The sequence below is a fragment of the Phytopseudomonas dryadis genome (genome assembly GCF_004327355.1).
GTDB classification, from domain to species: domain Bacteria; phylum Pseudomonadota; class Gammaproteobacteria; order Pseudomonadales; family Pseudomonadaceae; genus Aquipseudomonas; species Aquipseudomonas dryadis.
Genome location: NZ_QJUM01000047.1, coordinates 1 through 24,011, shown reverse-complemented (window position 1 = coordinate 24,011; position 24,011 = coordinate 1). Strand labels below are relative to the sequence as shown.

At 66.9% G+C, this 24,011-nt stretch carries 16 protein-coding genes; 7 read left to right on the top strand and 9 right to left on the bottom strand.

Annotated elements, in window-relative coordinates:
* Nucleotides 1-18 precede the first annotated feature (18 nt).
* The 7 genes from DNK34_RS24510 (at nt 19) to DNK34_RS24480 (ending at nt 14,399) form a co-directional block, all read left to right on the top strand.
* Nucleotides 19-8,532: a tandem-95 repeat protein gene (locus DNK34_RS24510; RefSeq protein ID WP_208738450.1), complete on the top strand. Its 8,514-nt coding sequence runs from the start codon at nt 19-21 to the stop codon at nt 8,530-8,532.
* 404 nt (nt 8,533-8,936) lie between these two features.
* Nucleotides 8,937-10,217 carry a glutamyl-tRNA reductase gene (gene hemA, locus DNK34_RS24505; RefSeq protein WP_131176958.1) on the top strand — a complete coding sequence of 427 codons (1,281 nt, stop codon included), beginning with the start codon at nt 8,937-8,939 and terminating at the stop codon, nt 10,215-10,217.
* The gene (gene prfA / locus DNK34_RS24500; protein WP_131176959.1) at nt 10,214-11,296 is read left to right on the top strand and encodes a peptide chain release factor 1; all 1,083 of its coding nucleotides are present in this window, start codon (nt 10,214-10,216) and stop codon (nt 11,294-11,296) included. The genes hemA and prfA overlap by 4 nt, the downstream gene beginning before the upstream one ends.
* Before the next feature lie 85 nt (nt 11,297-11,381).
* Nucleotides 11,382-12,215, top strand: a complete 834-nt coding sequence (gene prmC / locus DNK34_RS24495) for a peptide chain release factor N(5)-glutamine methyltransferase (RefSeq protein ID WP_131176960.1) — start codon at nt 11,382-11,384, stop codon at nt 12,213-12,215.
* Complete coding sequence (locus tag DNK34_RS24490) at nt 12,208-12,972, top strand: molybdopterin-synthase adenylyltransferase MoeB (protein ID WP_131176961.1); 765 nt, start codon at nt 12,208-12,210, stop codon at nt 12,970-12,972. The genes prmC and DNK34_RS24490 overlap by 8 nt, the downstream gene beginning before the upstream one ends.
* A complete protein-coding gene (gene murI, locus DNK34_RS24485; protein ID WP_131176962.1) occupies nt 12,965-13,759 on the top strand; it encodes a glutamate racemase in 795 nt (264 codons plus the stop codon). Before DNK34_RS24490 ends, murI begins: the two co-directional genes overlap by 8 nt.
* Before the next feature lie 121 nt (nt 13,760-13,880).
* On the top strand, nt 13,881-14,399 hold the full coding sequence (locus DNK34_RS24480) for an acyloxyacyl hydrolase (RefSeq protein WP_131176963.1): 519 nt from the start codon (nt 13,881-13,883) through the stop codon (nt 14,397-14,399).
* Nucleotides 14,400-14,646: 247 nt separating this feature from the next.
* Here DNK34_RS24480 and DNK34_RS24475 read toward each other — a convergent pair whose 3' ends face one another.
* From DNK34_RS24475 to DNK34_RS24435, 9 genes are all read right to left on the bottom strand, one after another.
* On the bottom strand, nt 14,647-14,964 hold the full coding sequence (locus DNK34_RS24475) for a YkgJ family cysteine cluster protein (protein WP_131176964.1): 318 nt from the start codon (nt 14,962-14,964) through the stop codon (nt 14,647-14,649).
* 271 nt (nt 14,965-15,235) lie between these two features.
* Nucleotides 15,236-16,510 (bottom strand): SAM-dependent methyltransferase, encoded by a 1,275-nt coding sequence (locus DNK34_RS24470; protein WP_131176965.1) that lies wholly within the window; start codon nt 16,508-16,510, stop codon nt 15,236-15,238.
* On the bottom strand, nt 16,497-17,297 hold the full coding sequence (locus DNK34_RS24465; RefSeq protein ID WP_131176966.1) for a DUF1365 domain-containing protein: 801 nt from the start codon (nt 17,295-17,297) through the stop codon (nt 16,497-16,499). The genes DNK34_RS24470 and DNK34_RS24465 overlap by 14 nt, the downstream gene beginning before the upstream one ends.
* The gene (locus DNK34_RS24460; protein WP_131176967.1) at nt 17,297-18,544 is read right to left on the bottom strand and encodes an NAD(P)/FAD-dependent oxidoreductase; all 1,248 of its coding nucleotides are present in this window, start codon (nt 18,542-18,544) and stop codon (nt 17,297-17,299) included. Before DNK34_RS24460 ends, DNK34_RS24465 begins: the two co-directional genes overlap by 1 nt.
* A complete protein-coding gene (locus tag DNK34_RS24455) occupies nt 18,541-19,317 on the bottom strand; it encodes an SDR family NAD(P)-dependent oxidoreductase (RefSeq protein ID WP_131176968.1) in 777 nt (258 codons plus the stop codon). Before DNK34_RS24455 ends, DNK34_RS24460 begins: the two co-directional genes overlap by 4 nt.
* Complete coding sequence (locus DNK34_RS24450) at nt 19,314-19,739, bottom strand: nuclear transport factor 2 family protein (protein ID WP_131176969.1); 426 nt, start codon at nt 19,737-19,739, stop codon at nt 19,314-19,316. The genes DNK34_RS24455 and DNK34_RS24450 overlap by 4 nt, the downstream gene beginning before the upstream one ends.
* Nucleotides 19,736-21,178 (bottom strand): deoxyribodipyrimidine photo-lyase, encoded by a 1,443-nt coding sequence (gene phrB / locus DNK34_RS24445; RefSeq protein WP_131176978.1) that lies wholly within the window; start codon nt 21,176-21,178, stop codon nt 19,736-19,738. The genes DNK34_RS24450 and phrB overlap by 4 nt, the downstream gene beginning before the upstream one ends.
* The gene (locus DNK34_RS24440) at nt 21,169-22,119 is read right to left on the bottom strand and encodes a MerR family transcriptional regulator (protein ID WP_131176970.1); all 951 of its coding nucleotides are present in this window, start codon (nt 22,117-22,119) and stop codon (nt 21,169-21,171) included. Before DNK34_RS24440 ends, phrB begins: the two co-directional genes overlap by 10 nt.
* Nucleotides 22,116-23,084 (bottom strand): YbgA family protein, encoded by a 969-nt coding sequence (locus DNK34_RS24435; RefSeq protein WP_131176971.1) that lies wholly within the window; start codon nt 23,082-23,084, stop codon nt 22,116-22,118. Before DNK34_RS24435 ends, DNK34_RS24440 begins: the two co-directional genes overlap by 4 nt.
* Between the last annotated feature and the right edge of the window lie 927 nt (nt 23,085-24,011).

Here is a 24,011-nt window from a genome sequence, read left to right as displayed (position 1 = left end):
GAACTGCTCAACCGGCCGGTGACCCAGGCCGACCTGGACAATGGCGTCACCGTGCAGGTGCCGGTCGCCCCGGGCCAGAGCAACGTGGAGGTGAGCGCGACCATCACCGACCCGGCGGGCAACAGCGGCTCCGCCAATGACGACAAGCCGGTGGATGACCTGCCGCCCGCCCTGAACACTGCCCTGGGCGATCAGGCCGATGCCGATGCCGATCCCGTCAGCCTGGACCTGAGCGGGCATTTCAGCGACGCCGTGGACGGCTCGGCGCTGACCTTCGCTGCCGTCGGCCTGCCCGATGGCCTGAGCATCGACCCGGCAACGGGGGTGATCAGCGGCACGATCGGGTCCTCTGCCAGCCAGGGGGGCGACGGCCATGGCGAGTATCCGGTGACCGTCACGGCCACCGACAAGGCCGGCAACAGCACCGAGGCGAGTTTTACCTGGCGTGTCGACAACCCTGCGCCGCAGGCCTTCGATGACAGCGCCAGCACCGACGAGGACACGCCGCTGATCGTCGATGCCGCCAACGGGGTGCTGGGCAATGACCGCGACGTCGATGGCGACAACCTGAGCGTGACCGGTTTCAGCGTGGCGGGGAGCGACTACCTGCCGGGCGAAACGGCGGATATCGCCGGCGTCGGCCAACTGACCCTGCATGCCGATGGCAGTTACAGCTTCGTCCCCGTCGCCGACTGGCATGGCAGCGTGCCGCCGGTGACCTACAGGATCAGCGACGGCGAGGGCGGCACTGACAGCGCGGTGCTGAACATCGGCGTCGAGCCGGTCGTCGACATCGCCCCGGACAGCGATGTCGTGGCCCGGAATGGATCGGTGCTCACCTCGGTACTGGGCAACGACGGTTTCAGCAATGCCGACCGGGTCATCAGCGCGACCACCGCGCCAGCCAACGGCACGCTCCAGGTGAATGCCGATGGCAGCATCCGCTATACGCCGGATGCCGATTTCGTCGGCAGCGACAGCTACACCTACACCGTCACCAGCGGTGGGGTCAGTGAAACCACCACGGTGACCCTCACCGTGATCGCCGTGGACATCGTCGATAACGCCAGCCCGGCAGGCGTCAACGCCGGCAATGGCGATAACGTGCTGGCCAGTATCGATGACCTGGTCAATACCCGGATCACCGGCCAGGCGCCGGCCGGGGCGAGCGCCGAGGACATCACCCTGGTGGTGAGCGATGGCCAGGGCAACAGCGTGACGGTGCCGGCGACGGCCATCAGCCTCGATGCCGAGGGCAGGCTGACCGCCAGCGTGGATGTCAGCACCCTGCTCGACGGTGAGCTGAGCGTGACCCTGACGGTGCAGAGCCCGAGCGGCGTGGCTGTCAGCACCTCGGATGTGATCGGCAAGGACACCGTCACCGAGGTGAGCATCGACCCGCTCGACGTGATCAATGGGCAGACCCCCGGCGAAATCACCGGCAAGGGCGAACCCGGCTCGACCATCACCCTGAACATCGGCGACCAGCAACTGGCCGATGACATTCTCGTCGACGACAACGGCGACTGGCGTTACACGCCCGTGGCGCCCTTCCCGGACGGCGAGGGCAGCCTGACCGCCCATACCGTCGACCCCGTGGGCAATAGCAATACGGCGCAGCGCAACGTGCCGACGGTGTCGATCGTGGCGCCGCCGGACGACGTCCTGGGCCACGTGATCGTTCACGAAAAGGGCCTGGCCAATGGCTCGGAGCCCGACTCCGGTGAACAGATCGCCCATTCGACGTTCACGCTGGGCGTCATCGGTGATCTGCAAGGGATCGAGGTGGGCGGTATCGGCATCGACCTCCAGCAGTTGCTCGACAGCGCGACCACGCCCATCGCTATCCCCACCGCCCTGGGGCTGCTGCAGATCAACGGATACGCGGCCGCCACTGGCGAGGTCAGCTACACCTACACGCTGCACACGCCCGTGGCCAACGACAGCGTGCAGATCGCCGACTCGGCGCGCGAAGACGTGGCCATCCGCATCATCATGACGGCGGGCGACAGCCGCAGTACCACGCTGACGGTGGCAATCATCGACGATGTGCCGGTCGCCGTGGATCAGCAGGCGGTCGAGCTCGACGAGGGCGGCGTCACCGTCGGCACCGCCACTGGCGAAGACAACCTGCTGCAGGACGCGCGCGGCGCCGATGGCGCCCGCGTCCACAGGTTCAGGTACCTGGATGGCAATGGCGACGAGCAGTTGTCCGAGGTCATTGGCGACGGCGCCAGCCTGACCGTGACCACCCAGTTCGGTGGCCAGTTGACGGTGCACAGTGACGGCACCTGGAGCTACACCAGCCCGCCCGCCCGTGACAGCGGTGTCGCCGCCGGCCATGGCGCCCCGGGGAGCGATAGCGATGAGCAACTGGCGGCGGATTTCGCTTACCAGTTGATCGACGGCGATGGCGATCTCAGCGACTGGGCCACGCAGCCGATCCGGGTGAGCGACACGGTACCGGGGCTCGGTACGCCGGAAAACCAGCGCGTGGAAGAGAAGTACCTGGGCAACGGTTCCGAGCCCGACGCGCAGAAGCTGGTGGTGTCGGGGGCGTTGCAGGTACAGAAGGGGGCCGACGCCATCACGGTCGGCATCGACGGGGCGGCCACCATTGCCGCGCTCGAGGCGCTGGGGCTCAAGCACCTGGGGATCGACCTGAGCATTGCCCTGGTCGACGGCCGGATCGAGGCGAGTGCGGGCGGTACGCCCATCTTTACCCTCGAGCTGACCAGCACCACCAGCAATGCCGCGGGCTACACCTTCACCCTGCACAATGCGCTGGATCACGCGCCGGACGTGGAGGTCATCGATCTGCCGTTCCAGGTGCTGGTCACCGACGCCGACGGCGACACCGCCGGCGCTGGCTTCGTCGTCAGCGTGGTCGACGACAGCCCGCAGGACAACAAGGCGATCACGCTGGAGGAGGACGGCAGCGTCACCTTCACCACCAGTGCCGACGCCACCGGCGACAATACCCTGATCAAGGCCGGCTCCGAACCCGCGCATGGCACGGTGAGCGTCAATCCGGACGGCAGCATCACCTATGTGCCGAACGGCAACTACAGCGGTACCGACACCTTCACCTACACCACTGTCACCGATCAGAGCAGCAGCGGTTACGACGTGACGGTGACCGTCACGGTCAATCCGGTCGCCGATGCGCCGACCCTGACGGTGGAGGCGCCCGGCGTCACGACCGCCGAGGACACCGCCGTCGCCCTGGGGCTGAACGCGCCCCAGGTCACCGATGCGCTCGACCAGAATGCGGCGGCCGACGGCGACAATCCCGAGCGCCTGGGCCTGATCACCCTGAGCGGCATCCCGGCCGGGGCCCTGCTGTCCGCCGCTGCCGATGGCGCCTCGGCCGCGATCAGCCACAGTGCCACGGGCGCGCCGATCACCATCGTGCTCAGCGACGGTCAGCATATCGCCGACCTCAGCGGCCAGACGCTGACCATGACCACGGCCCAGTACCAGGCGCTGATGCTGCTGCCGCCTGCGGAAAGCCATGCCAACTTCACGGTCGGGATCGAGGTCACCAGCTATGAGGTGGACGCCGCCGACCGGCCGCTGGACGGCGTGGCCGGCGCCACGTCGGTGGCCAGCGTGCAGGTCGCCGTGCAGGCCGTGACCGACCCGCTCGAGCTGAAGATCGATGGTGGCGACAGCCATGTCGTGACCATCGATGAAGACAGCGCCCTCGACCTGGCCAGCCTGCTGACGGTGGCTTACCCGAACAGCGATGGCAATACCACGGCGGACGTGGACGGTAGCGAGGAGCGCTGGTTCGAGATCAGCGGCTTGCCGGTCGGCAGCCAGGTCAATGGCATCCTGGTGACCAGCGTCGACCAGGTCGTCACGATCCCGGCGCCCGGGTTGAGCGTCTCGGCCGATCAACTGCCGGCGATCGGCATCACCCCACCGCAAAACTTCAGTGGCGATATCAGCGGTATCACCGTGACCCTCAAGGGACAGGATCACGATGCCGATGGCATCGGTTCAGGAGCCACCCTCGGCGCGGTGGTGCAGGACAGCGTCAGCCTGACCCTGCACGTCAATCCGGTCGCCGACGATATCCGCGTCGATGACGTCGAAACCGCGGAAGACACGGCCGTGGCCTTCCTCGCCGGGGTCAGCGTCAGCGACAACGATACCGCGACCACCGGTGGCGTGGAGATCATCACCAAGGTCGAGTTCGAGGTGCCGAGCGGCTGGCTGGTCACGGCCCCGGCGGCCACCGCCGACTGGTCGGCCAGCCTGAACGGCGGCACCTACAGCATCGAGTCCACCAGCGCCGGTTACGACCTGCAGGACATCCTCGGGCAATTCTCCATCCTGCCGCCGGCCCACAGCAGCCTGGATGCCACGCTGCAACTGAACATCACCAGCCAGGACAGCCAGACGGTCAATGGCACGCTGGTCACCGACCAGCAGACCAACCCCTATGACCTGACGATCAGCGTGAGGCCGGTGGCCGAAACGATTGGCGACGGCAGCGTCAGCGATAGCGACGGCAATGGCAGCGCGGATCTGGGCATGATCGGCGATCATGTCTACGTGACCGAGGGCGTCGAGGACACTTGGTTCGTCCTGGGGCAGGAGGACGGCTTCAACCTGGCCGATCCGGATGCCTGGTTCAATGAAGACGGCAACGAGTCCGTCTTCGCCCTGCTGACCCCGGAGCTGATCGCCGGCGACGGTTCGCAAGCCGACGCTTTCGGCTCGCAGTTCCAGTACAGCACCGACGGTGGCGCGACCTGGGTGGTGCAGACCTACGGTGGCGATGCCATCGAGGTGCCCCTCGAATACCTCGGCACCTTGCAGTTCAAGGCCGCCGCGGATTTTTCCGGTATGTTCAGGATCGGCGTCCAGGTCAAGACCGTGGATTACGACGACGATCATCCGGGCGACCTGAGCCGGGCCAATGTCGGCATCAGCGGGGCGGCCGAGCTGACCAATATTCTGATCAAGCCCGCCGCCGACACGGTTACCACCAGCATCACCGCGCGCGTGGAAGGCGGCGAGGACCAGGCGCTGCCGCTGTCGATCCGTCCCAGCAGTTCGGACCCGTCGGAAATCTTCAACGTGACCCTGTCCGGGATTCCGCTGGGCGCGACCATTACCTACGGCGCGCAGAGTTTCACCGCCACGGCGGGCAATACCAGCTGGTTGCTCGAGGACTTCGATGCGAGCCTGCCGATGACCGTCACCCCGCCGCTGCATTCCAACGAGACGTTCACCCTGCAGGTGTCCACCGTCTCGGTGGATACCCTGGTCATACCGGGCGATCCGGGCTCGCCTTACAGTTCGACCTCGGCGCCCCATGAACTGACTATCGTGGTGGCGCCCAAGGGCGTGGCCGATCCGGCCGACATCGAGCTGAGCACGGACAGCTTCAGCGAGGCCCAGGTCGACGCGGCCGGCGGCATCGCCCTCAATCAACTGATCGTCAATGCCGCACTGATCGATGACGACGGCTCCGAAGTGCTGACGTTCAAGATCAGCGGCCTGCCCGAGGGTTTCGCCATCGAGGGCGCGACCTTCATCGGCGGTAGCGGTACATCGCGCGAGTGGTCGCTGACCCAGGCGCAACTGGCCAGCGCCAGCCTGAAAACCCCGGCCAACTTCAATGGCACCCAGCCGTTCGACCTCTATGTGGTCACCACCGAGAACGACGGTGACTCGCTGACCGAGAGGAAACTGGTCGAAGTGCGGGTCAGCCCCTCGCCGGAGGCCGATATCACCCTGTCCAGCAGCCTGCAGGAAGATGTTCCCGGGCGCCTCGATTTCTCCATCGTGCAGCGTAACGGCGACACCGATGAGGTGCTCGAGGCGGTCTGGATCAAGGCCAGCGACGTCGACGCCGCCAGCGACTTCAGCCTGACCTTCGGCGCCAATGGCGGCAGCCTGGCCAGCGCCGTCGCCAACGGCGAGAGCGGCATCGTGCTGGAGGACGGCTGGTACAAGCTGACCGGCGGCGCCATCGACGCCCTCTACGCCCAGGGCAAGGCCAACTGGCACGGCAGCGCCGGTTTCGCCGTGCGTTACCTGATCACCGACCCGGCCGCCGATGCCAGCGTCACGGCGGTGACCGAAGGCTTCGATGGCAACTACCTGATCGAGGTGGCGCCGGTGACCGACCAGGTGACCCTGGCCGTCACCGATGGCCAGCAGACGACCCTGAGCGGCGCCGGCACCCTGAGCGTCGGCCTGCTGCTCGGCAACGAGAACGCCGACTACGACGGCAGCGAGCAACTGACCCGTATCCTCATCGACAACGTGCCGGACGGCGTGGTGGTCAAGGACGCGGCATTCATCGGCAACGGCCAGTGGCTGATGATCAGCAGCGATGCCTTCGACGCCAGCCTGGCCAAGACCATCGAATTCCAGGTGCATGGTTCCGCCGGCGGGCTGAGCGATCACCCGATCGGCATCACCGTGGTCAGCCAGGACGCTGGCAACGGCGTGGACAGCCGCGCCACGGTGACCGTCAGCCTGAGCACCGACTTCCCCGCGGGCCCGGCCGAGCAGCCGGCGCAGATCCTCGACTGGAGCCAGACCAGCTTCGAGCCGAGCGAGGACAGCCCGTTCAGCCTCGACCAGGCCATCGCGGCGCAGATCGAGGACGGCGTGAGCGACAACGGCTTCACCGTGACCCTGAGCGACCTGCCGGCGGGGACCCAGGTCAGCGGCATGACGCTGACCCTGATCAATGGCCAGGCGCTCTGGACCGCCTCGGGCAGCGGTGGCGACGCCGAGCTGCAGGCGCTGCTGCAGAGCATCCAGGTGACGCCGCCGGCGAACTGGAACAGCAACCAGGGCTCGTTCGACTACCAGGCCAAGCTGACCACCTACGTGCCCAGCGGCAGCCGCGCCGAAGCCGCCCTGAGCCTGGAACAGGCGGTGCTGCCGGTCACCGATGCGGCGGATATCCTGATCAGCGCGCCGAGCGTCGACGAGGGCGGCGACCTGGCGATCCGCATCGATATCGGCAACGCGGCCGATGCCCCGAACTGGACACTGCTCGATGGCACCCTCTACCTGCAACTGGTGGAGCCGGTCGCCATGCAGGGCGGCGAACTCAAGGATGCGCAAGGCAACGTGCTGAGCCTGAGCAGCGTCAGCGGCGTGCCGGGGCTGGCCGACGGCGACTATTACGTCGTGACCGCGGTCGCCGCGGGGACGCCGCTGGACCTCGTCTATACGCCGAGGGACGCCCATGTCAGCGGCAGCATCGGCCTGGTGGCCAGCGTGCGCGGTCAGGAAGCCGGCTCGACGCTGGTGCAGACCACCACGGTCACCGGGCAGGGCAGCATTGCGCCCGTCGATAGCGGCTACGACTTCACGGTGGCCGATAGCGTCGGCCACGAGAACCCCACGGCCAACGACAAGACCCAGGCCATTCGCCTGGACATCAGCGACAGCGGCCTGGTCGATGCCGATGGTTCGGAGAGCGTCAGCGCCATCCTGTTGAAGAACCTGCCGAATGACTTCCTGGTCTACGTCGGTACCAGCGCGGCGGATGCAGAGTTGGCCAGCCTGGCCAACAACGCCGGTGGCAGCGGTACCAATACCTGGTTGCTGGGCAGCGTCAACGGCGGCTTGCCGCCCTACATCGCGATCCTGCCGCCCAAGCACTGGAGCGGAACCCTCGAGGGCTTGCAACTGGTGGTGATCAGCGGTGAAACGGCGGCGGGGACCAGCACCTCGACGAGCCAGGACTTCTCGCTGAGCGTCACGCCGGTGGCCGACGGCATCAGCCTGACGCCGACACCGAGCTTCGGCAAGGAGGGGGAGATCATCCAGCTCAACCTCAATGCCGAGATCAAGGACCTGCGCCAGGCCGGCAGCACCGATGCGTCGACGGAAAGCGCGACCTTGCAACTCAAGGGTCTGGGCGAACATGCCGCGTTCTACCTGGACGCCGTGCTGATCGACATGCAGAGCCGGGTCAGCTACGACGCCGACGAGGATGTCTACACCATCGACGGTCTCAGCCCGGACGATATCGACAGGCTCGGCTTCGTCCAGGCGCTGAGCGACATCGGCACCCTCGAGGTGCGCGCACGCACGGTGGAGAGCGCGGCACCGGACGCGCCTTCGGCGTGGAGCGACTGGAGCGCGATCACCACCAACATCAACGCCCAGTACGGCACCACCGGCAACGACCGCCTGCTGTGGACCGGCGCCGCCATCAATGGGCGCGGCACGGGCGACACCGACACCATCCAGCTGCGCTACGGCGAAAGCCTGGCAGGCAGCGAGCTGGCCGCCAGGCTGGACAACATCGAGGTCATCGACCTGAGCATCGGCGGGGCCAATGCCATCACCGGCCTGAGCATCCAGGACGTGCTGGATATCACCGATGCGCGCAACACCCTGCGCATTCTCGGCGACAGCGAGGATTCGCTCAGCCTGGGCAGCGGCTGGGAGCTTACCGGCAACAATGCGGGCTATGCCGTGTACAGCGGCGCCCTGAATGGCGTCACGGCGACGCTGGAGGTGGCCATGCCGCTGATCGATTGACCCTGGTGTCGCGACACCGATCAAATGTCGGTCATACAGCATGGCCACATTCGTGTAGGAGCCGCGCCCTCGCGGCGAATCGTGGCCATAGCGCGTTCTTGCCGCATGGCCGCCCTCGCATCGCGCCGAGGTCGACGCGCCTACAGGCGAACCCTGATGGCGAACGGGCTCTTGCGGGCCAGGGATCAAGACGCTATCCACGGAAGTCCGACATTTCATGGTTGACACGACCCTGGGGCGGCTGTCTGCGCGGCAGGCCGCCTTTTTCATGGCGCCGCGTCGGTCCTGGCCGCGAAAGTGGCCGCCATCGACGGGCGCTATGATCACCATATGCGTGGCGGTGGTTGTCGTGCCTCGGTCGAAGTAGGACAATTGCCGGCTTCCAACCCCTGTCAGCGACGTGCATGGCCTTTATCGCCCTCGGTATCAACCACAAGACCGCTTCGGTGGATGTCCGCGAGCGCGTGGCGTTCACCCCTGAGCAACTGGTCGAGGCCCTGCAACTGCTTTGCCAGCACACCTGCAGCCGTGAGGCGGCGATTCTGTCGACCTGCAATCGCAGCGAGCTGTACCTCGAACAGGATGGCCAGAGCGCCGATGCGGTGCTGGGCTGGCTGGCCGAGTATCACCATCTGAGCCTCGATGAGCTGCGCGCCTGCGCTTATATCCACGAAGACGATGCGGCCGTTCGTCACATGATGCGCGTGGCCTCCGGCCTCGACTCCATGGTGCTGGGCGAGCCGCAGATCCTCGGCCAGATGAAATCCGCCTTCGCCGTGGCCCGCGAGGCCGGCACCCTGGGGCCGCTGCTCGGGCGTCTGTTCCAGGCCACCTTCAGCACCGCCAAACAGGTGCGCACCGACACCGCCATCGGCGAGAACCCGGTATCGGTGGCGTTCGCCGCGGTGAGCCTGGCCAAGCAGATCTTCAGCGACCTGCACCGCAGCCAGGCGCTGCTGATCGGCGCCGGCGAAACCATCAGCCTGGTCGCCCGCCACCTGCACGATCAGGGCATCAAGCGCATCGTCGTGGCCAACCGTACCCTGGAGCGCGCCAGCAGCCTGGCCGAGCAGTTCGGCGCCCATGCCGTGCTGCTCTCCGATATCCCGCAGGAACTGGTGCACAGCGACATCGTCATCAGCTCCACCGCCAGCCAGTTGCCGATTCTCGGCAAGGGCGCGGTGGAAAGTGCGCTGAAGCAGCGCAAGCACAAGCCGATCTTCATGGTCGACATCGCCGTGCCGCGGGACATCGAGCCCCAGGTCGGCGAGCTCGACGACGTCTACCTGTATACCGTCGACGACCTGCACGAAGTCATCGCGGAAAACCTGAAAAGCCGCCAGGGCGCGGCCCAGGCCGCCGAGGAACTGGTCGCCGCCGGGGCCGACGACTTCATGCTGCGCCTGCGCGAACTGGCCGCGGTGGATGTGCTCAGGGCCTACCGGCAACAGGCCGAGCGCCTGCGCGATGACGAACTGGCGCGGGCCCAGCGCATGCTCGCCAACGGCGCCGCCGCCGAGGACGTGCTGGCGCAACTGGCCCGTGGCCTGACCAACAAGCTGCTGCACGCGCCGAGCGTGCAACTGAAAAAATTCTCGGCCGACGGGCGCGTCGACGCGCTCGGCGTGGCCCAGGAACTCTTCGCCCTCGAAGACGGCGTATCCGCCAACAAAGGCCTGCAATGAAAGCTTCGCTGATCAACAAACTCGACCTGCTGCAGGATCGCTTCGAAGAACTCACGGCGTTGCTCGGCGATGCCGAAGTGATCGCCAACCAGAGCCAGTTCCGCGCCTACTCCAAGGAGTACGCCGAGATCGAGCCGGTCAACCGGGCCTTCCGTGAGTTCCGCAAGGTGCAGGCCGACCTGGAAGGCGCCCAGGCGCTGCTCAAGGACAGCGACCCGGACCTGCGCGAGATGGCCGAGGAGGAAGTGACCCAGGCCAGGGAAGCCCTGGTCGAGCTGGAAGACAAGCTGCAACGCATGCTGCTGCCGAAGGACCCCAACGATTCGCGCAACGTCTACCTGGAAGTGCGTGCCGGCACCGGCGGCGACGAGGCGGCGATCTTCTCCGGCGACCTGTTCCGCATGTATTCGCGCTACGCCGAGAAGCAGGGCTGGCGTGTCGAGGTGCTGTCGGCCAACGAGGGCGAGCATGGCGGTTTCAAGGAAGTGATCGCCCGGGTCGAGGGCGACAACGTCTACGCCAAGCTCAAGTTCGAATCCGGCGCCCACCGCGTGCAGCGCGTGCCGGAAACCGAGTCGCAAGGGCGCATCCACACCTCGGCCTGTACCGTGGCCGTGTTGCCGGAGCCGGACGAGCAGGCGGCCATCGAGATCAACCCGGCCGACCTGCGCGTGGATACCTACCGCTCCTCGGGGGCCGGCGGCCAGCACGTCAACACCACCGATTCGGCGATCCGCATCACCCACATCCCGACCGGCACCGTGGTCGAATGCCAGGAAGAACGCTCGCAGCACAAGAATCGCGCCAAGGCCATGGCCTGGCTGGCGGCCAAGCTCAAGGATCAGCAGGATGCCGCCGCGCACAAGGAAATTTCCGACACACGCAAACTGCTGGTCGGTTCCGGCGACCGTTCCGAACGCATCCGCACCTACAATTTCCCCCAGGGCCGGGTCACCGACCACCGCATCAACCTGACCCTGTATTCGCTGAGCGAGGTGATCGCCGGCGGCGTCGACGCGGTGATCGAACCGCTGCTGGCCGAATACCAGGCCGATCAGTTGGCCGCGCTGAGCGATTGAACCCGTAGGGTGGATGACGCTTTTTTCATCCACCTCGAGTCCACCTGGTGGATCGATGAGGCGCGATCCACCCTACGAGATAACCATGGCCACCATCGAATCTCTGCTCGCCACTGCCGATCTGCCCGATTCGCCCAGCGCCCGCCTGGACGCAGAACTGTTGCTGGCCCACGCCCTCGGCAAGCCACGCAGCTACCTGCATACCTGGGCCGACCGCGAGGTGGAGGCCGAGCCGGCGGCGCGTTTCGCCGCCAGCCTGGCGCGCCGCCGCAATGGCGAGCCGGTGGCGTACATCCTCGGCCGGCAGGGCTTCTGGAGCCTGGAGCTGGATGTCGCGCCGCATACCCTGATCCCGCGTCCGGATACCGAACTGCTGGTGGAAACCACCCTGGCGTTGTTGCCGGGCGGTCCGGCGCGGGTGCTCGACCTCGGCACCGGCACCGGCGCCATCGCCCTGGCCCTGGCCAGCGAACGCCCGGCCTGGCAGGTGACCGGGGTCGATCGGATCGACGAAGCCATTGCCCTGGCGGAAGGCAACCGGGTGCGCCTGGGCCTGGCGAACGCTGCGTTCGGGTCGAGCCACTGGTTCGACGGGCTGGGCGGCGAGCGCTATGCACTGATCGTCAGCAACCCGCCCTATATCGCCAGTGACGACCGCCATCTGGACGAGGGCGATGTGCGTTTCGAGCCGAGCAGCGCGCTGGTGTCGGGCGTCGATGGGCTGGACGATATCCGCCTGATCATCGGGCAAGCCCCGGAGCACCTGGCGGCACCCGGTTGGTTGCTGCTCGAGCATGGTTTCGACCAGGCCGAAGCGGTGCGCGATCTGTTGACCCAGCGCGGTTTCGCCGAGGTTCACAGCCGGCGCGATCTGGCCAATCATGAACGCATCAGCCTGGGGCGGTGGCCGCATGCATGAACACTTGAGCGATGAAGAACTGCTGCGCTACAGCCGGCAGATCCTGCTGCCGCAGGTCGATATCGCCGGCCAGTTGCGCCTCAAGGGCAGCCGGGCGCTGATCGTCGGCCTCGGTGGTCTCGGCTCGCCGGTGGCGCTGTACCTGGCCGCGGCCGGCGTCGGCGAGTTGCACCTGGCCGACTTCGATACGGTCGAGCTGAGCAACCTGCAACGGCAGATCGCCCACGACACCCCCGGCATCGGCCAGAGCAAGGTCGACTCGATGCTGGCGCGGCTGGCGGCGCTCAACCCCACGATCGCCCTGCGCGCCCATCGCCAGGCGCTGGACGCGGGCTCCCTGGCGGCGGCCGTGGCGGCGGTGGATCTGGTGCTCGACTGCTCGGACAATTTCGCCACCCGCGAGGCGGTCAATGCCGCCTGCGTCGCCGCCGGGCGGCCCCTGGTCAGCGGCGCGGCGATCCGCCTGGAAGGGCAGCTCTCGGTATTCGACCCACGCCGCGCCGACAGCCCCTGCTACCACTGCCTGTACGGTCATGGCAGCGAAGCCGAGCTGAGCTGCAGCGAGGCCGGTGTGGCCGGACCGCTGGTGGGCCTGGTCGGTAGCCTGCAGGCGCTGGAGGCGCTGAAGCTGCTGGCCGGTTTCGGCGAACCGCTGGTGGGCCGCCTGCTGTTGATCGACGCCCTGGGTTCGCGGTTCCGCGAACTGCGGGTCAGGCGCGATCCGGGCTGTGCGGTGTGCGGGGGCGGCCATGCGTGAGGCGCCGATCGGCGTCTTCGATTCCGGCGTCGGCGGTTTGTCGGTGTTGCGCGAGATCCGCGGGCTGCTGCCCCGCGAATCGCTGTTGTACGTGGCCGACAGCGGCCATGTGCCCTATGGCGAAAAGAGCCCCGAATTCATCCGCGAACGCTGCCGGATCATCGCCGGGTTCCTCCTCGGGCAGGGCGCCAAGGCCCTGGTGCTGGCCTGCAACACGGCCACCGTGGCGGGGGTGAGCGAACTGCGCGAGCGTTATCCACAGTTGCCGATCGTCGGCATGGAGCCGGCGGTCAAGCCGGCTGCGGCGGCGACGCGCTCCGGGGTGGTCGGCGTGCTGGCCACCACCGGTACGCTGAAGAGCGCCAGGTTCGCCGCCCTGCTCGATCGTTTCGCCAGCGATGTGCGGGTGGTCACCCAGCCCTGCCCGGGGCTGGTCGAACTGATCGAGGCCGGCGATCTGCAGGCTCCGGCCCTGCGTGCCATGCTGCGCCGTTACGTCGAGCCGCTGCTCGCCGAAGGCTGCGATACGCTGATTCTCGGCTGCACCCATTACCCCTTCCTCAGGCCGTTGCTGGGCGAGCTGATCGCCCCTTCGATCAGTCTGATCGACACCGGCGAGGCGGTGGCGCGCCAGTTGCAAAGGCTTCTGCAGCAGCGCCAGTTGCTGGCGAGCGATGCCGCGCAGCCGGCGCGCTTCTGGTGCAGCGCCGATCCTCTGGCCATGCAGGCGATCATGCCGGCATTGTGGGGCGAACCGGCGCAGGTGCTGGCCTTTCCCCAAGGCTGAAAAGACTGCCGGGGCGATGAAAATTCTCTTAGAACAAATGGCTTTCAGGGCAAGTCTTTATCTATAGTTTTTTCCGTGATCCCTCAACAACCCCGTGATTTGCATAAAAAAGGAAGTTTCCATGAAGAAGCTGGTTGGCTTGGCAGCGGCTGTAGCGTTTTCTCTTGGATCGGTAACCATGGCGAATGCCGCCGGTGTGACCTTCTCCGTCGGCCAGTCCGGCGATTCGACGATGGTGTACCGCCTCGGTGCACAATTCGATTTCAACAGCCGCTGGTTCGAGAGCAGTGTCGGCCATCTCGGTGGCTACTGGGATGCCGGCTACACCTTCTGGGAAGGTGATGACACCTCCAGCAACCACAGCATTTCCTTCGCGCCGGTATTCGTTTACGAATTCGCCGGGCAGAACGTCAAGCCCTACCTGGAAGCGGGGATCGGTGTGGCGGCGTTCTCCAGCACCAAGCTGGAATCCAACGACCTGGGTTCCTCGTTCCAGTTCGAGGACCGCATCGGCGCCGGCCTGCGTTTCGCCGGTGGCCACGAAGTGGGGATTCGCGCCGTGCATTATTCCAACGCCGGTCTGAAAAACCCCAACGACGGCGTGGAAGCCTACACCCTGCACTATCGTTTGAATTTCTAACGTCGCGACAACGATGGGTCGCAAACCCCTGGGCCGGGTATTTGGCTATCGCTTCGCTGCAACAACGTGCTCGCTCAACGCTGGGTGAACACGTTTTTTGTAGGCGCCGCGACCCCGCGGCGAATCGTGGCCATGACCCGGTTCGACGTGATGGCTGCCATCGTATCGCCCCGGGGGCGGGGCTCCTGCATGTTCACCTTTGACGCCGAGCCGAGGCTTGCACGCTGGAAATTCGAGCAGCTCGGATTCAGCGGTAGGCGCCGCTGATGCCCTGGCGTTCGTCCAGGCACTCCGGGGCGCCCATCTCGAATTCGCGGCAGATCAAGGGGCGCAGGGCGTAGATGGTGCAGCGCATGCTGTCGCGATCCAGCGCCGCGCACCAGCCGTCATCCAGCCTGCGCATCACCTCGCCGCCCCACTCATCGGTGTCGATGAAGCGCTGGGGCACGCCGGTATCGGTGATCAGCATGACTTCCAGCTGGCAGCAGCAGGCCGCGCAGGTGCTGCAACTGACGTCCGATCGTTCGGCTAACTGGATGTGGGCAATGGTCGGCTTGTCGCTCATGGCTGCAGTGTACGCGATGCGCCAACCTCATGCCGGACCAGCCGCCTGCCTTCGCCGCGCCCGTTGCCGTTTCACAACCGGTGCGCGACCCGCCACGTTGGCAAAGCCCGGCATTGACCGGCGGTTGGCCCTGGCCCTGCAGGAGCCGCGCCCCCGCGGCGATTGCTGGCCATCCCGCGATTCTTGCAGGATGGCCACGAGCGTATCGCGCCGAGGTCGAGGCGCCTACAAGCACCTGATCTGAATCGGCATTACGGTATTGGCCAGGTTTTCAAGCACCGAATCGTCCGAGCAGGGGTTGGGCGCGCGCGGCCGGTTTGGCCAGCAGCAGTTGTGCGGTGCCGATGGTGCGCTCGATGAAGCCGCCCTCGCAATAGCACAGGTAGAACTCCCACAGCCGATAGAAGTAGTCGTCGTAACCCAGTTCCTCCAGCCGGTGCCGCGCCTGCTGCAGGTTGCCGTGCCACAGGCGCAGGGTGCGCGCGTAGTGCAGGCCGAAATCCTCCATGTGCTGCAGGTTCATGTCGGTCTTGTCGGTGATGATCTGCAGCATGCTGTGCAGGGAGGGCAGGGCGCCGCCGGGGAAGATGTAGCGCTGGATGAAGTCCACGCTGTTCTTCGCCTGCTCGTAGCGCTGGTCGCGAATGGTGATGGCCTGCAGCAGCATCAGTCCATCGGGCTTGAGCAGGCTGGCGCATTTGTCGAAGTAGGTCGGCAGGAAGCGATGGCCGACCGCCTCGATCATCTCGATCGATACCAGCTTGTCGAAGCGGCCGCTGAGATCGCGGTAATCCTCCAGCAGCAGGGTGACGCGCGCTTGCAGGCCAAGCTCGGCGATGCGTTGCGCGGTGTAGGCATACTGCTCGCGCGACAGCGTGGTGGTGGTGACCTTGCAGCCGTAGCGGCTGGCCGCGTAGATCGCCATGCCGCCCCAGCCGCTGCCGATCTCCAGCAGGTGGTCGTCCGCCTTCAGCGCCAGCTTCTGGCAGATACGCTCGAGCTTGTTCAACTGCGCCTGCTCCAGGCTGTCGTCGGCGTCGAGGAACTGCCCGGCCGAATACATCATGGTCGGGTCGAGGAATTGCTCGAACAGGGCGTTGCCGAGGTCGTAGTGGGCCGCGATGTTCTGTCTGGAGCCCTTGCGGGTGTTGCGGTTGAACCAGTGCAGGCCATGAAGCAGTGGGCGACCGAGGCGCGCCAGGCCACCTTCCAGGGCGTCGAGCAGGTCGAGGTTGCTGACGAACAGGCGGACCACCGTGGTCAGGTCGGGGCTGCTCCAGTAGCCATGGATGTAGGCTTCGCCGGCGCCGATCGAGCCGTTGCTGGCGAGCATGCCCCACGCCGCGCCGTCCTGCACGTCGATCCGCGCGCACAGGCTGGAGTGGGGATCGCCGAACTGCAGGCGCTCGTCGCCTTCGTTGATCAGCAGCAGGCCATGGTGCAAGCCGCTCAACTGGCGGATCACGGCGCCACGCAGCAGGCTGGCGCCGATGCCGGCGCTGGCGCGTACCGAGCGCTTGGCGGAGGTCAGGTCAGGATTCTTCATGGCGCACGTCCTTGGCGGTTGGTCGGGCGACGCTGAAGTCGCCGCTGGCGGCCTGGTGATCGAACAGGGGCAGGCGTTTGAGCGACAGGCGCAGCGCCTGCCAGTAGATGGCGGCGAGGGTCTTGCCGGTCATCCAGGGGAAGCTCAGCAGGTAGCGGTGCAGGCCGCGGCGGTGCAGCGGCTGGCGCTGCAGGCTGAGGCTGGCGTCGAAGAGTTTTTCCGCGCCGCGCCAGTCGGCCATGTGGATGCCCAGCCGGTCGCCCACCGGACTGAAGCTCATGCGGTACTCCAGGTCGAGCGGCAGAAACGGCGAGACGTGGAAGGCCTTGGCCACGCCGACATGCTGGTGGCCGTCACCGTCGACCGGCAGCACATAGTGGTAGCGCTGGCGCCAGGGCGTATTGCTGACCTCGACCAGGATCGCCTGCAGGCGGCCCTGGGCATCGTGGCAGTAGAAGAAGCTCGCCGGGTTGAAGGCCAGTCCCCAGCTGCGCGGCTGCGCCAGCAGGCAGATGGCCCCCGCGGGCCGTTGGCCGAGGGCGTCTTCGACGCGCTGGCGCACGGCGTCGATCAGCCGGCAGCCGGCGCGGGTGAATTGCGGCAGGAAGTCCCGCTCGCGCAGGGAAAAAGCCGCCCAGCGACCATGGCCGGACAGGGGCGAGAGGGCCAGTACCTGTTCCAGTTCGTCCAGATCCAGGTACAGCAGGCCCATGCGATAACGGAACTGGTGCGCCCTGGGCGAGAACCGTCGGTGCTGCACCCAGCCGCTGTACAGGGCGCTGTTCATCACAACGCCTCGCCGAAGATGCTGGCCACGCGCAGCGCGCTGAGCACGCCGTCTTCGTGGAAACCGTTGGCCCAGTAGGCGCCACAGAAGTAGCTGTGGCGGTTGTCCTGCAGTTCTTTCCAGCGGGCCTGGGCAATGATGCCCGCCAGGCTGTACTGGGGGTGGGCATAGGTATGGCGGCTGAGGATCTTGGTCGGGTCGATGGCCTCGGTCTGGTTGAGGCTGACGCAGAAGGTGGTGTCGCTGACGATGCCCTGCAGGATGTTCATGTCGTAGGTGACCGCCGCCGGGCGCTGCCGGTCGCCGCCCAGGCGGTAGTTCCAGCTGGCCCTGGCCAGGCGCCGCTTGGGCAGCAGGCGGGTATCGGTGTGCAGCACCACCTCGTTGCGCGCATAGGGCAGGTCGCCGAGAACGACCCGTTCGGCCAGGGTTGGCCGCGCCAGCAGTTGCAGGGCCTGGTCGCTGTGGCAGGCGAACACCACCTTGTCGAACCGCTCCGCCCCGGCGCTGCTGTACAGGGTCACGCCATCGGCGTCGCGCACCACCTGCTGCACCGGGCAGTCGAGGCGGATGCGCTCCCTGAACGATGCGCTCAGGGGCGCCAGGTAGCTGCGTGAGCCGCCGGCGACCACGTACCATTGCGGCCGTTCGCTGACCGATAGCAGGCCGTGGTTGTTGAAGAAACGCACGAACAGGCGCAGCGGAAAGTCTTGCATGTCGGCCAGCGAGGTCGACCAGATCGCCGCGCCCATGGGCACGATGTAATGATCGATGAAGCGCTGGCCGTAGCCGCCGCCCCTGAGGTAGTCGCCCAGTGTGGTGCCGGCGGCGATACGGTTGTGTTGCAGGTCGTCCAGCGCCTCGCGGTTGAAGCGCAGGATGTCACGCAGCATGCGCATGAATGCCGGCGACAGCAGATTGCGGCGCTGGGCGAACAGGGTATTGAGGTTATGGCCGTTGTATTCCACACCGCTGGCCGGGTCGCTGACCGAAAAGCTCATTTCGGTCGGGGTGTAGCCCACGCCGAGCTGATCGAGCAGGCGGATGAAGTTGGGGTAGGTCCAGTCGTTGAACACGATGAAGCCGGTGTCCACCGCGTAGCGGGCGCCATCGACCTCGACATCCACCGTATGGGTATGACCGCCGATCCGGTCGCGGGCTTCGAACAGGGTGATGGCATGGCGGCGGTTGAGCAGGTAGGCGCAGGTCAGGCCGGCGATACCGCTGCCGATGATGGCGATCTTCATGGTTCGTCCTTGGCGGGCCCGGTACGGGCCAGGTGTTTGCCGAGCGCCAGTTGCAGGCGCGCGGGCAGCACGGACAGCAGGCTCAGGGCGGCGATGAGTGGCCCGGGAAAGGCGATTTCCAGCGGCCGGCCCTCGAGCCGCCCGGCAATCCGCGCGGCGGCCTTGGCCGCCGGCCAGCGCATGGGCATGGGGAAGTCGTTGGCCTGGGTCAGCGGGGTGTCGACGAAGCCTGGGCTGACCAGGGTGACGTCGATGCCCTCGGCGGCGAGATCCAGGCGCAGCGATTCGAGCAGATAGCGCAGGCCGGCCTTGGACGCGCCATAGGCTGCCGAGCGCGGCAGTGGCCAGTAGGTCACCGCGCTGGCCACGCCGACCAGATGGGGTGACTCGGCGCGGCGCAGCAAGGGCAGGGCCGCCTCGATGCAGTGGCTGGCCGAGAACAGGTTGGCGCGCACCACGCGCTCGACCATGGCCGCCTCGAAGTGGCGCACGTCGATGTACTCGCACGTGCCGGCGTTGAGAATCGCGCAGTCCAGCGCGCCCCAGTGTGCGGCGATGCGTGAGCCGATGGCGGCGACCTGGCCGGCTTCGGACAGGTCGCCCGTGACCACCAGTACCTGTCCGGGGAAGCGCTCGGCCAAGGCCTGCAGCGGTTCCACGCGGCGGGCGCTGAGCGCCAACTGGTGGCCGTCGGCGAGCAGGCGCTCGGCCAGGGCCCGACCGATACCGCTGCTGGCGCCGGTGAGCCAGATGCGCTTGCCTGGCGTACTCATGCCAGCCTGCCTTTCAGCCAGCGGATCAGGACGCCGAACAGCGGCAGGTGCTCGTAGAGCAGGTGGCCGGCGTCGAAGTAGTCGCGGTGCTGGTAGACCTTGTCGCTGTGCCAGCGCAGATGGGAGCAGCCCGGCAGCGTGATCGGCTGGCCGGCGGCCAGGCGCGGGTGGCGGTAGCGCATCGACCAGCGCAGGTAGCCTTCGCCCTCGGCGACCAGGTCATGGCCGTGGAAGTCGAAGTGCAGCTCGGTGACATTGCCATACAACTGCTCGAAATAACGGTGCAGGGCCGCCAGCCCCTCGATCCGGTGCAACGGGTCGCGGAACTGGATGTCGTCGCTGTACAGCTCGCCGAGGCGATCCAGGTTGTGCTTGTCGAGGGCGGCGAAGCCCTCGGCGAAACGCCGCAGGAAATCGCTCATGGCAACTGGTTCGCTGAGGGCAGGTTCTTGAAGGCAGCCAGCGCACGTTGGCGGCTGGCGCGCAGGTCGACGATGGGCAACGGGTAGTCCAGGCGCTCGAACAGGCCGTGCGGGCTTTTGCCGGCGTAGGGGTCGTGGATGGCCCTGTCGTCGAGTTCGGCCAGCTGCGGCAGCCAGTGGCGGATGAAACGGCCGCTGGGGTCGAAGCGCCGCGACTGGCTGATCGGGTTGAACAGGCGGAAGTAGGGCACCGAGTCGGTGCCGGTGGAGGCGCTCCACTGCCAGCCGCCGTTGTTGGCCGCCAGTTCGCCGTCGATCAGGTGGCGCATGAAGAAGCGCTCGCCTTCGCGCCAGTCGATCAGCAGGTTCTTGCTCAGGAACATGGCCACCACCATGCGCAGGCGGTTGTGCATCCAGCCGGTGGCGAGCAGCTGGCGCATGGCCGCGTCGATGATCGGGATGCCGGTACGGCCCTGCTGCCAGGCCTGCAGTTCCTGCGGCGCAGCGCGCCAGGGCAGGGCCTCGGTTTCCGCGCGGAAGGCGCGGTGCATGGCGACGCGCGGGTAGCCGAGCAGAACATGGCTGTAGAACTCGCGCCAGATCAGTTCGTTGATCCAGGCGACCACGCCCTGGTTGCCGCTCTCGAACTCGCCCTGGTTGAGGTGCAGCGCGGCGTGCAGGCACTGGCGTGGCGACAGCACGCCGGCGGTCAGGTAGGGCGACAGCTGGCTGGTGCCGGGGCGGGCGGGGAAATCGCGGCCCTCGTGGTAGTCCTCGATGCGTTCGTCGACGAAGGCCTGCAGGCGCTGGCGGGCAGCCGCTTCGCCGGCCGGCCAGCAGGCGCGCAGACGCTCGTCAGGCACGGCGAAGCCCGGCACCTGGCGCGGCACCTCGTCGCTGGCGATGGGCAGCGCCGCCTGGGCCGGCGCGGTGCGCGCCAGGCCGGGCAAGGCCGTCTGCAGGCGCTGGTAGCAGACCGCGCGGAACTGGCTGTAGACCTTGAAGCAGGTGCCCGTGCGGGTCTGCACGCTGCCGGGCTGGAACAGCAGGCGATCGAGGTGGCTGTGGAAGTCGATGCCCAGCTCCCGCAGCCTGGCGGCCACGGCCTGGTCGCGGCGCCGTTCGTGGATGGCGTATTCCTCGTTGACCCGGACGGCCCCGGCCTGCAGCTGTGCGGCGAGCTGGGCGAGCACCTGCGGCGCCTGGCTCCAGTCGCTCGCTTCGCGGATCAGCAGCGGCACGTTGAGGCGCTGCAGGTCGCTGCGCAACGCCTGCAGGTTGCGCAGCCAGAAGTCGACCTTGCTTGGCGCATCGTCATGGCGCAGCCATTGCCGCGGGCTGAGCAGGAATACGGCGACGGTCGGCCCGGCCTGCATGGCGGCGCTCAGGGCGCTGTTGTCGGTGACGCGTAGGTCGGTGCGGTACCACATCAATTGCAGCATGGACTGTCCTGGGCGAGCAGGCGACGGTCGGCCAGCACCTGCAGCGCTGCCAGCGGGTCCGCCACCAGGGTGATGTCCGCATCGGCGGGCAGGTTGGCCGGCAGTGCCTGGCCAGGCCCGGCATCGCGGACGCCGATCAGCAGGCAGGGCAGGCCCCAGTCGTGGAGCCAGGCGGGCAGGAGGCGGTCAGGGTCCGCGTCGCTGAACAGCAACAGGGCGCGGGGTTGCAGCAACTCGATGGCGGTGGCCAGCTCGGCCGCCGGTATCGGCCCGTCGAAGGCGGCCACCGGGCAGTTGGCGCTGCCGATCAGCCAGGCGCTGAGCCAGAGTGCCGGCGCCATGGGCGTGGGCCCGAGGTTGATCAGCAGCACGGCTGGCCCCTGGTGCTGACGGTTGTCGTGGTACACCCGCGCGCCCAGCTTGCTGCGCAGCCAGGTATGCAGGAACAGCCGTTGGGTCTGGGCTCCGGGCTGTTGCCGCCAGCGTTGTTCGAGTGTTTCGAACAGCGGCAGCAGCAGGTGTTGGCAGAGCACCCGTGGTGGGTACAGGCTCAGTTCGGCGTTGAAGCCTTCATCCAGCTGACGCTCGCTGAGGTTGTCGATGGCCAGCTTCAGCCGCTCGCGCTTGTGCTGCCACTGCGCGGCCTGGTCGGCGGGAAGTGACGGGGCGGCGTGCAGCAGGGCCTTGACCTGGCCGACCGATACGCCGCGGTCGAGCCATGCCAGCACCGCCTGGATGGTCTGCACCTGGTGCGGGGCATACAGGCGATGGCCCTTGGCCGTGCGGTAGGGCACGATCAGCCCATAGCGGCGTTCCCAGGCGCGCAGGGTCACCGGGTTCACCCCGGTGATGGCGGCGACCTCGCGGATTGGCAGAAGCCCTTTTGCCTGCGCGTCCCGATAGCCGTCCGCCGCCTGTCGCTCTGTCGGCCGGCTCACAGGGCGTTACGCAGGCTGAGGTTTTCCGGATGGGGCTGCAGGTAGACCTGCTGCGCCACGTAGTCGTCGGGGTGCCGGCGCAAGTGGTGCTTGAGCAGGGTCAGGGGCACCACCAGCGGCACGATGCCTTGGCGGTACTGGGCGATCAGTTGCTGCATTTCCTGTTTCTCCGCCGCGCTCAGCGCGCCCTTGAAGTAGCCGCTCAGGTGCTGCAGCACGTTGCTGTGGCTGCCGCGGGTGGCGCAGCTCTTCAGCGCCGTCATCAGCTCGCTGAAGTAGCGCCTGGCCAGGCTCTGCAGGTCATGCCCGGCCAGTTCCCCGAGCAGGCGGCCCAGGCTCCTGTAGCGCTGCGGGTCGGTGGCCATCAGCAGGTACTTGTGCCGCGCGTGGAAATCGATCAGGCGTTTGCGGGTCAGGCCGCTTGCGCACAGCCGCTGCCATTGCGCGTAGGTGAACACGCGGGTGAGGAAGTTCTCGCGCAACACCGGGTCGTTCAGGCGGCCGTCTTCCTCCACCGGCAGATCCGGGTAGCGGGCGCACAGGGCGGCGGCGAAGATGCCGCGGCCCCTGGGCTCACCGGGCTGGCCGTTGTCCTGGTAGACCTTGACCCGCTGCAGCCCGCAGGACGGCGATTGCTGCATGAAGATGTAGCCGCAGATCGGCGCCAGTTGCGTGGCGACCTGCCCGGCGTAGGCCGCCAGCGCCTCGGTGTGATCCTGCTGGCGATGCCGCGTGGCCACGGCCCGTGGCGCGGCGGGGTCGCCGACCAGGCGGATGGGATCGCGCGGAACGCCCAGGCCGATGGCCACTTCCGGGCACAGCGGGACGAAATCGAAGTATTCGCTCAGTGCGTGGCTGCACAGCCGCGACGCCTTGTGCCCGCCGTTGTAGCGTACTTCGGCGCCGAGCAGGCAGGCGCTGATGCCGAGCATGGGCTTGTCGTGGGAGAGCGGGCTGGCTGGCATGGCGCACCTGTGTTGAGGGGTTGTACAGGGCTCTATATGTGTACAACTTTAACGCCATATTAAGTGTGATATTGTACAAGTCAAATGCAATGTACAAGTTTTGTGCTGGATTTTGAGTGGGCGAGGTACGGCAGCAACCGATCGCGTGAGCGGATGTTCTGCGGCGCGCCATGTTGACGTCTGCTTGAACGGCGCGCTGGCGCCGTACACGGGATTCAGCAACAAGCGCGCAGAATGGCCACATGTGCGCAGGAGCCGCGACCTCGCGGCGAATCGTGGCCATCGCGCGATTTTGCAGCATGGCCGCCCTCGCATCGCGCCGGGGGCGACGCTCCAACGTGTGAATCCTGGCTGCGAGCGGGTTCTTGCAGGCCAGGGAACAAGACGGTATCCACACGGGATTCAGCAATGAGCGCGCAGAATGGGGCCACATGCGCGCAGGAGCCGCGACCTCGCGGCGAATCGTGGCCATCGCGCGATTTTGCAGCCTGGCCGCCCTCGCATCGCGCCGGGGGCGACGCTCCTACGTGTGAACCCTAGCGAGCGGGTTCTTGCAGGCCAGGGAACAAGACGGTATCCATCACGGGGTTCAGCAATGAGCGCGCAGAATGGGGCCACATGCGCGTAGGAGCCGCGACCTCGCGGCGAATCGTGGCCATCGCGCGATTTTGCAGCCTGGCCGCCCTCGCATCGCGCCGGGGGCGACGCTCCTTGTATGTTGAGCTTGTCTGTCAACAACCATGACGGAAGCAGTTACCGGGGAGGCCGTTCGCTCCTGGAGGCACCTTGCGTGACCTCGTCTGTAGAGTGGCCCCCCGCCTCATTACCACTACGTGGAGTATCCCGAAGCCGGACTCGCAAGAGTGGCGGACTTCGCATCACAAGGTTGTAGCGGTAAAGAAGTGCGAGGTCGGGGAACCGGTGACC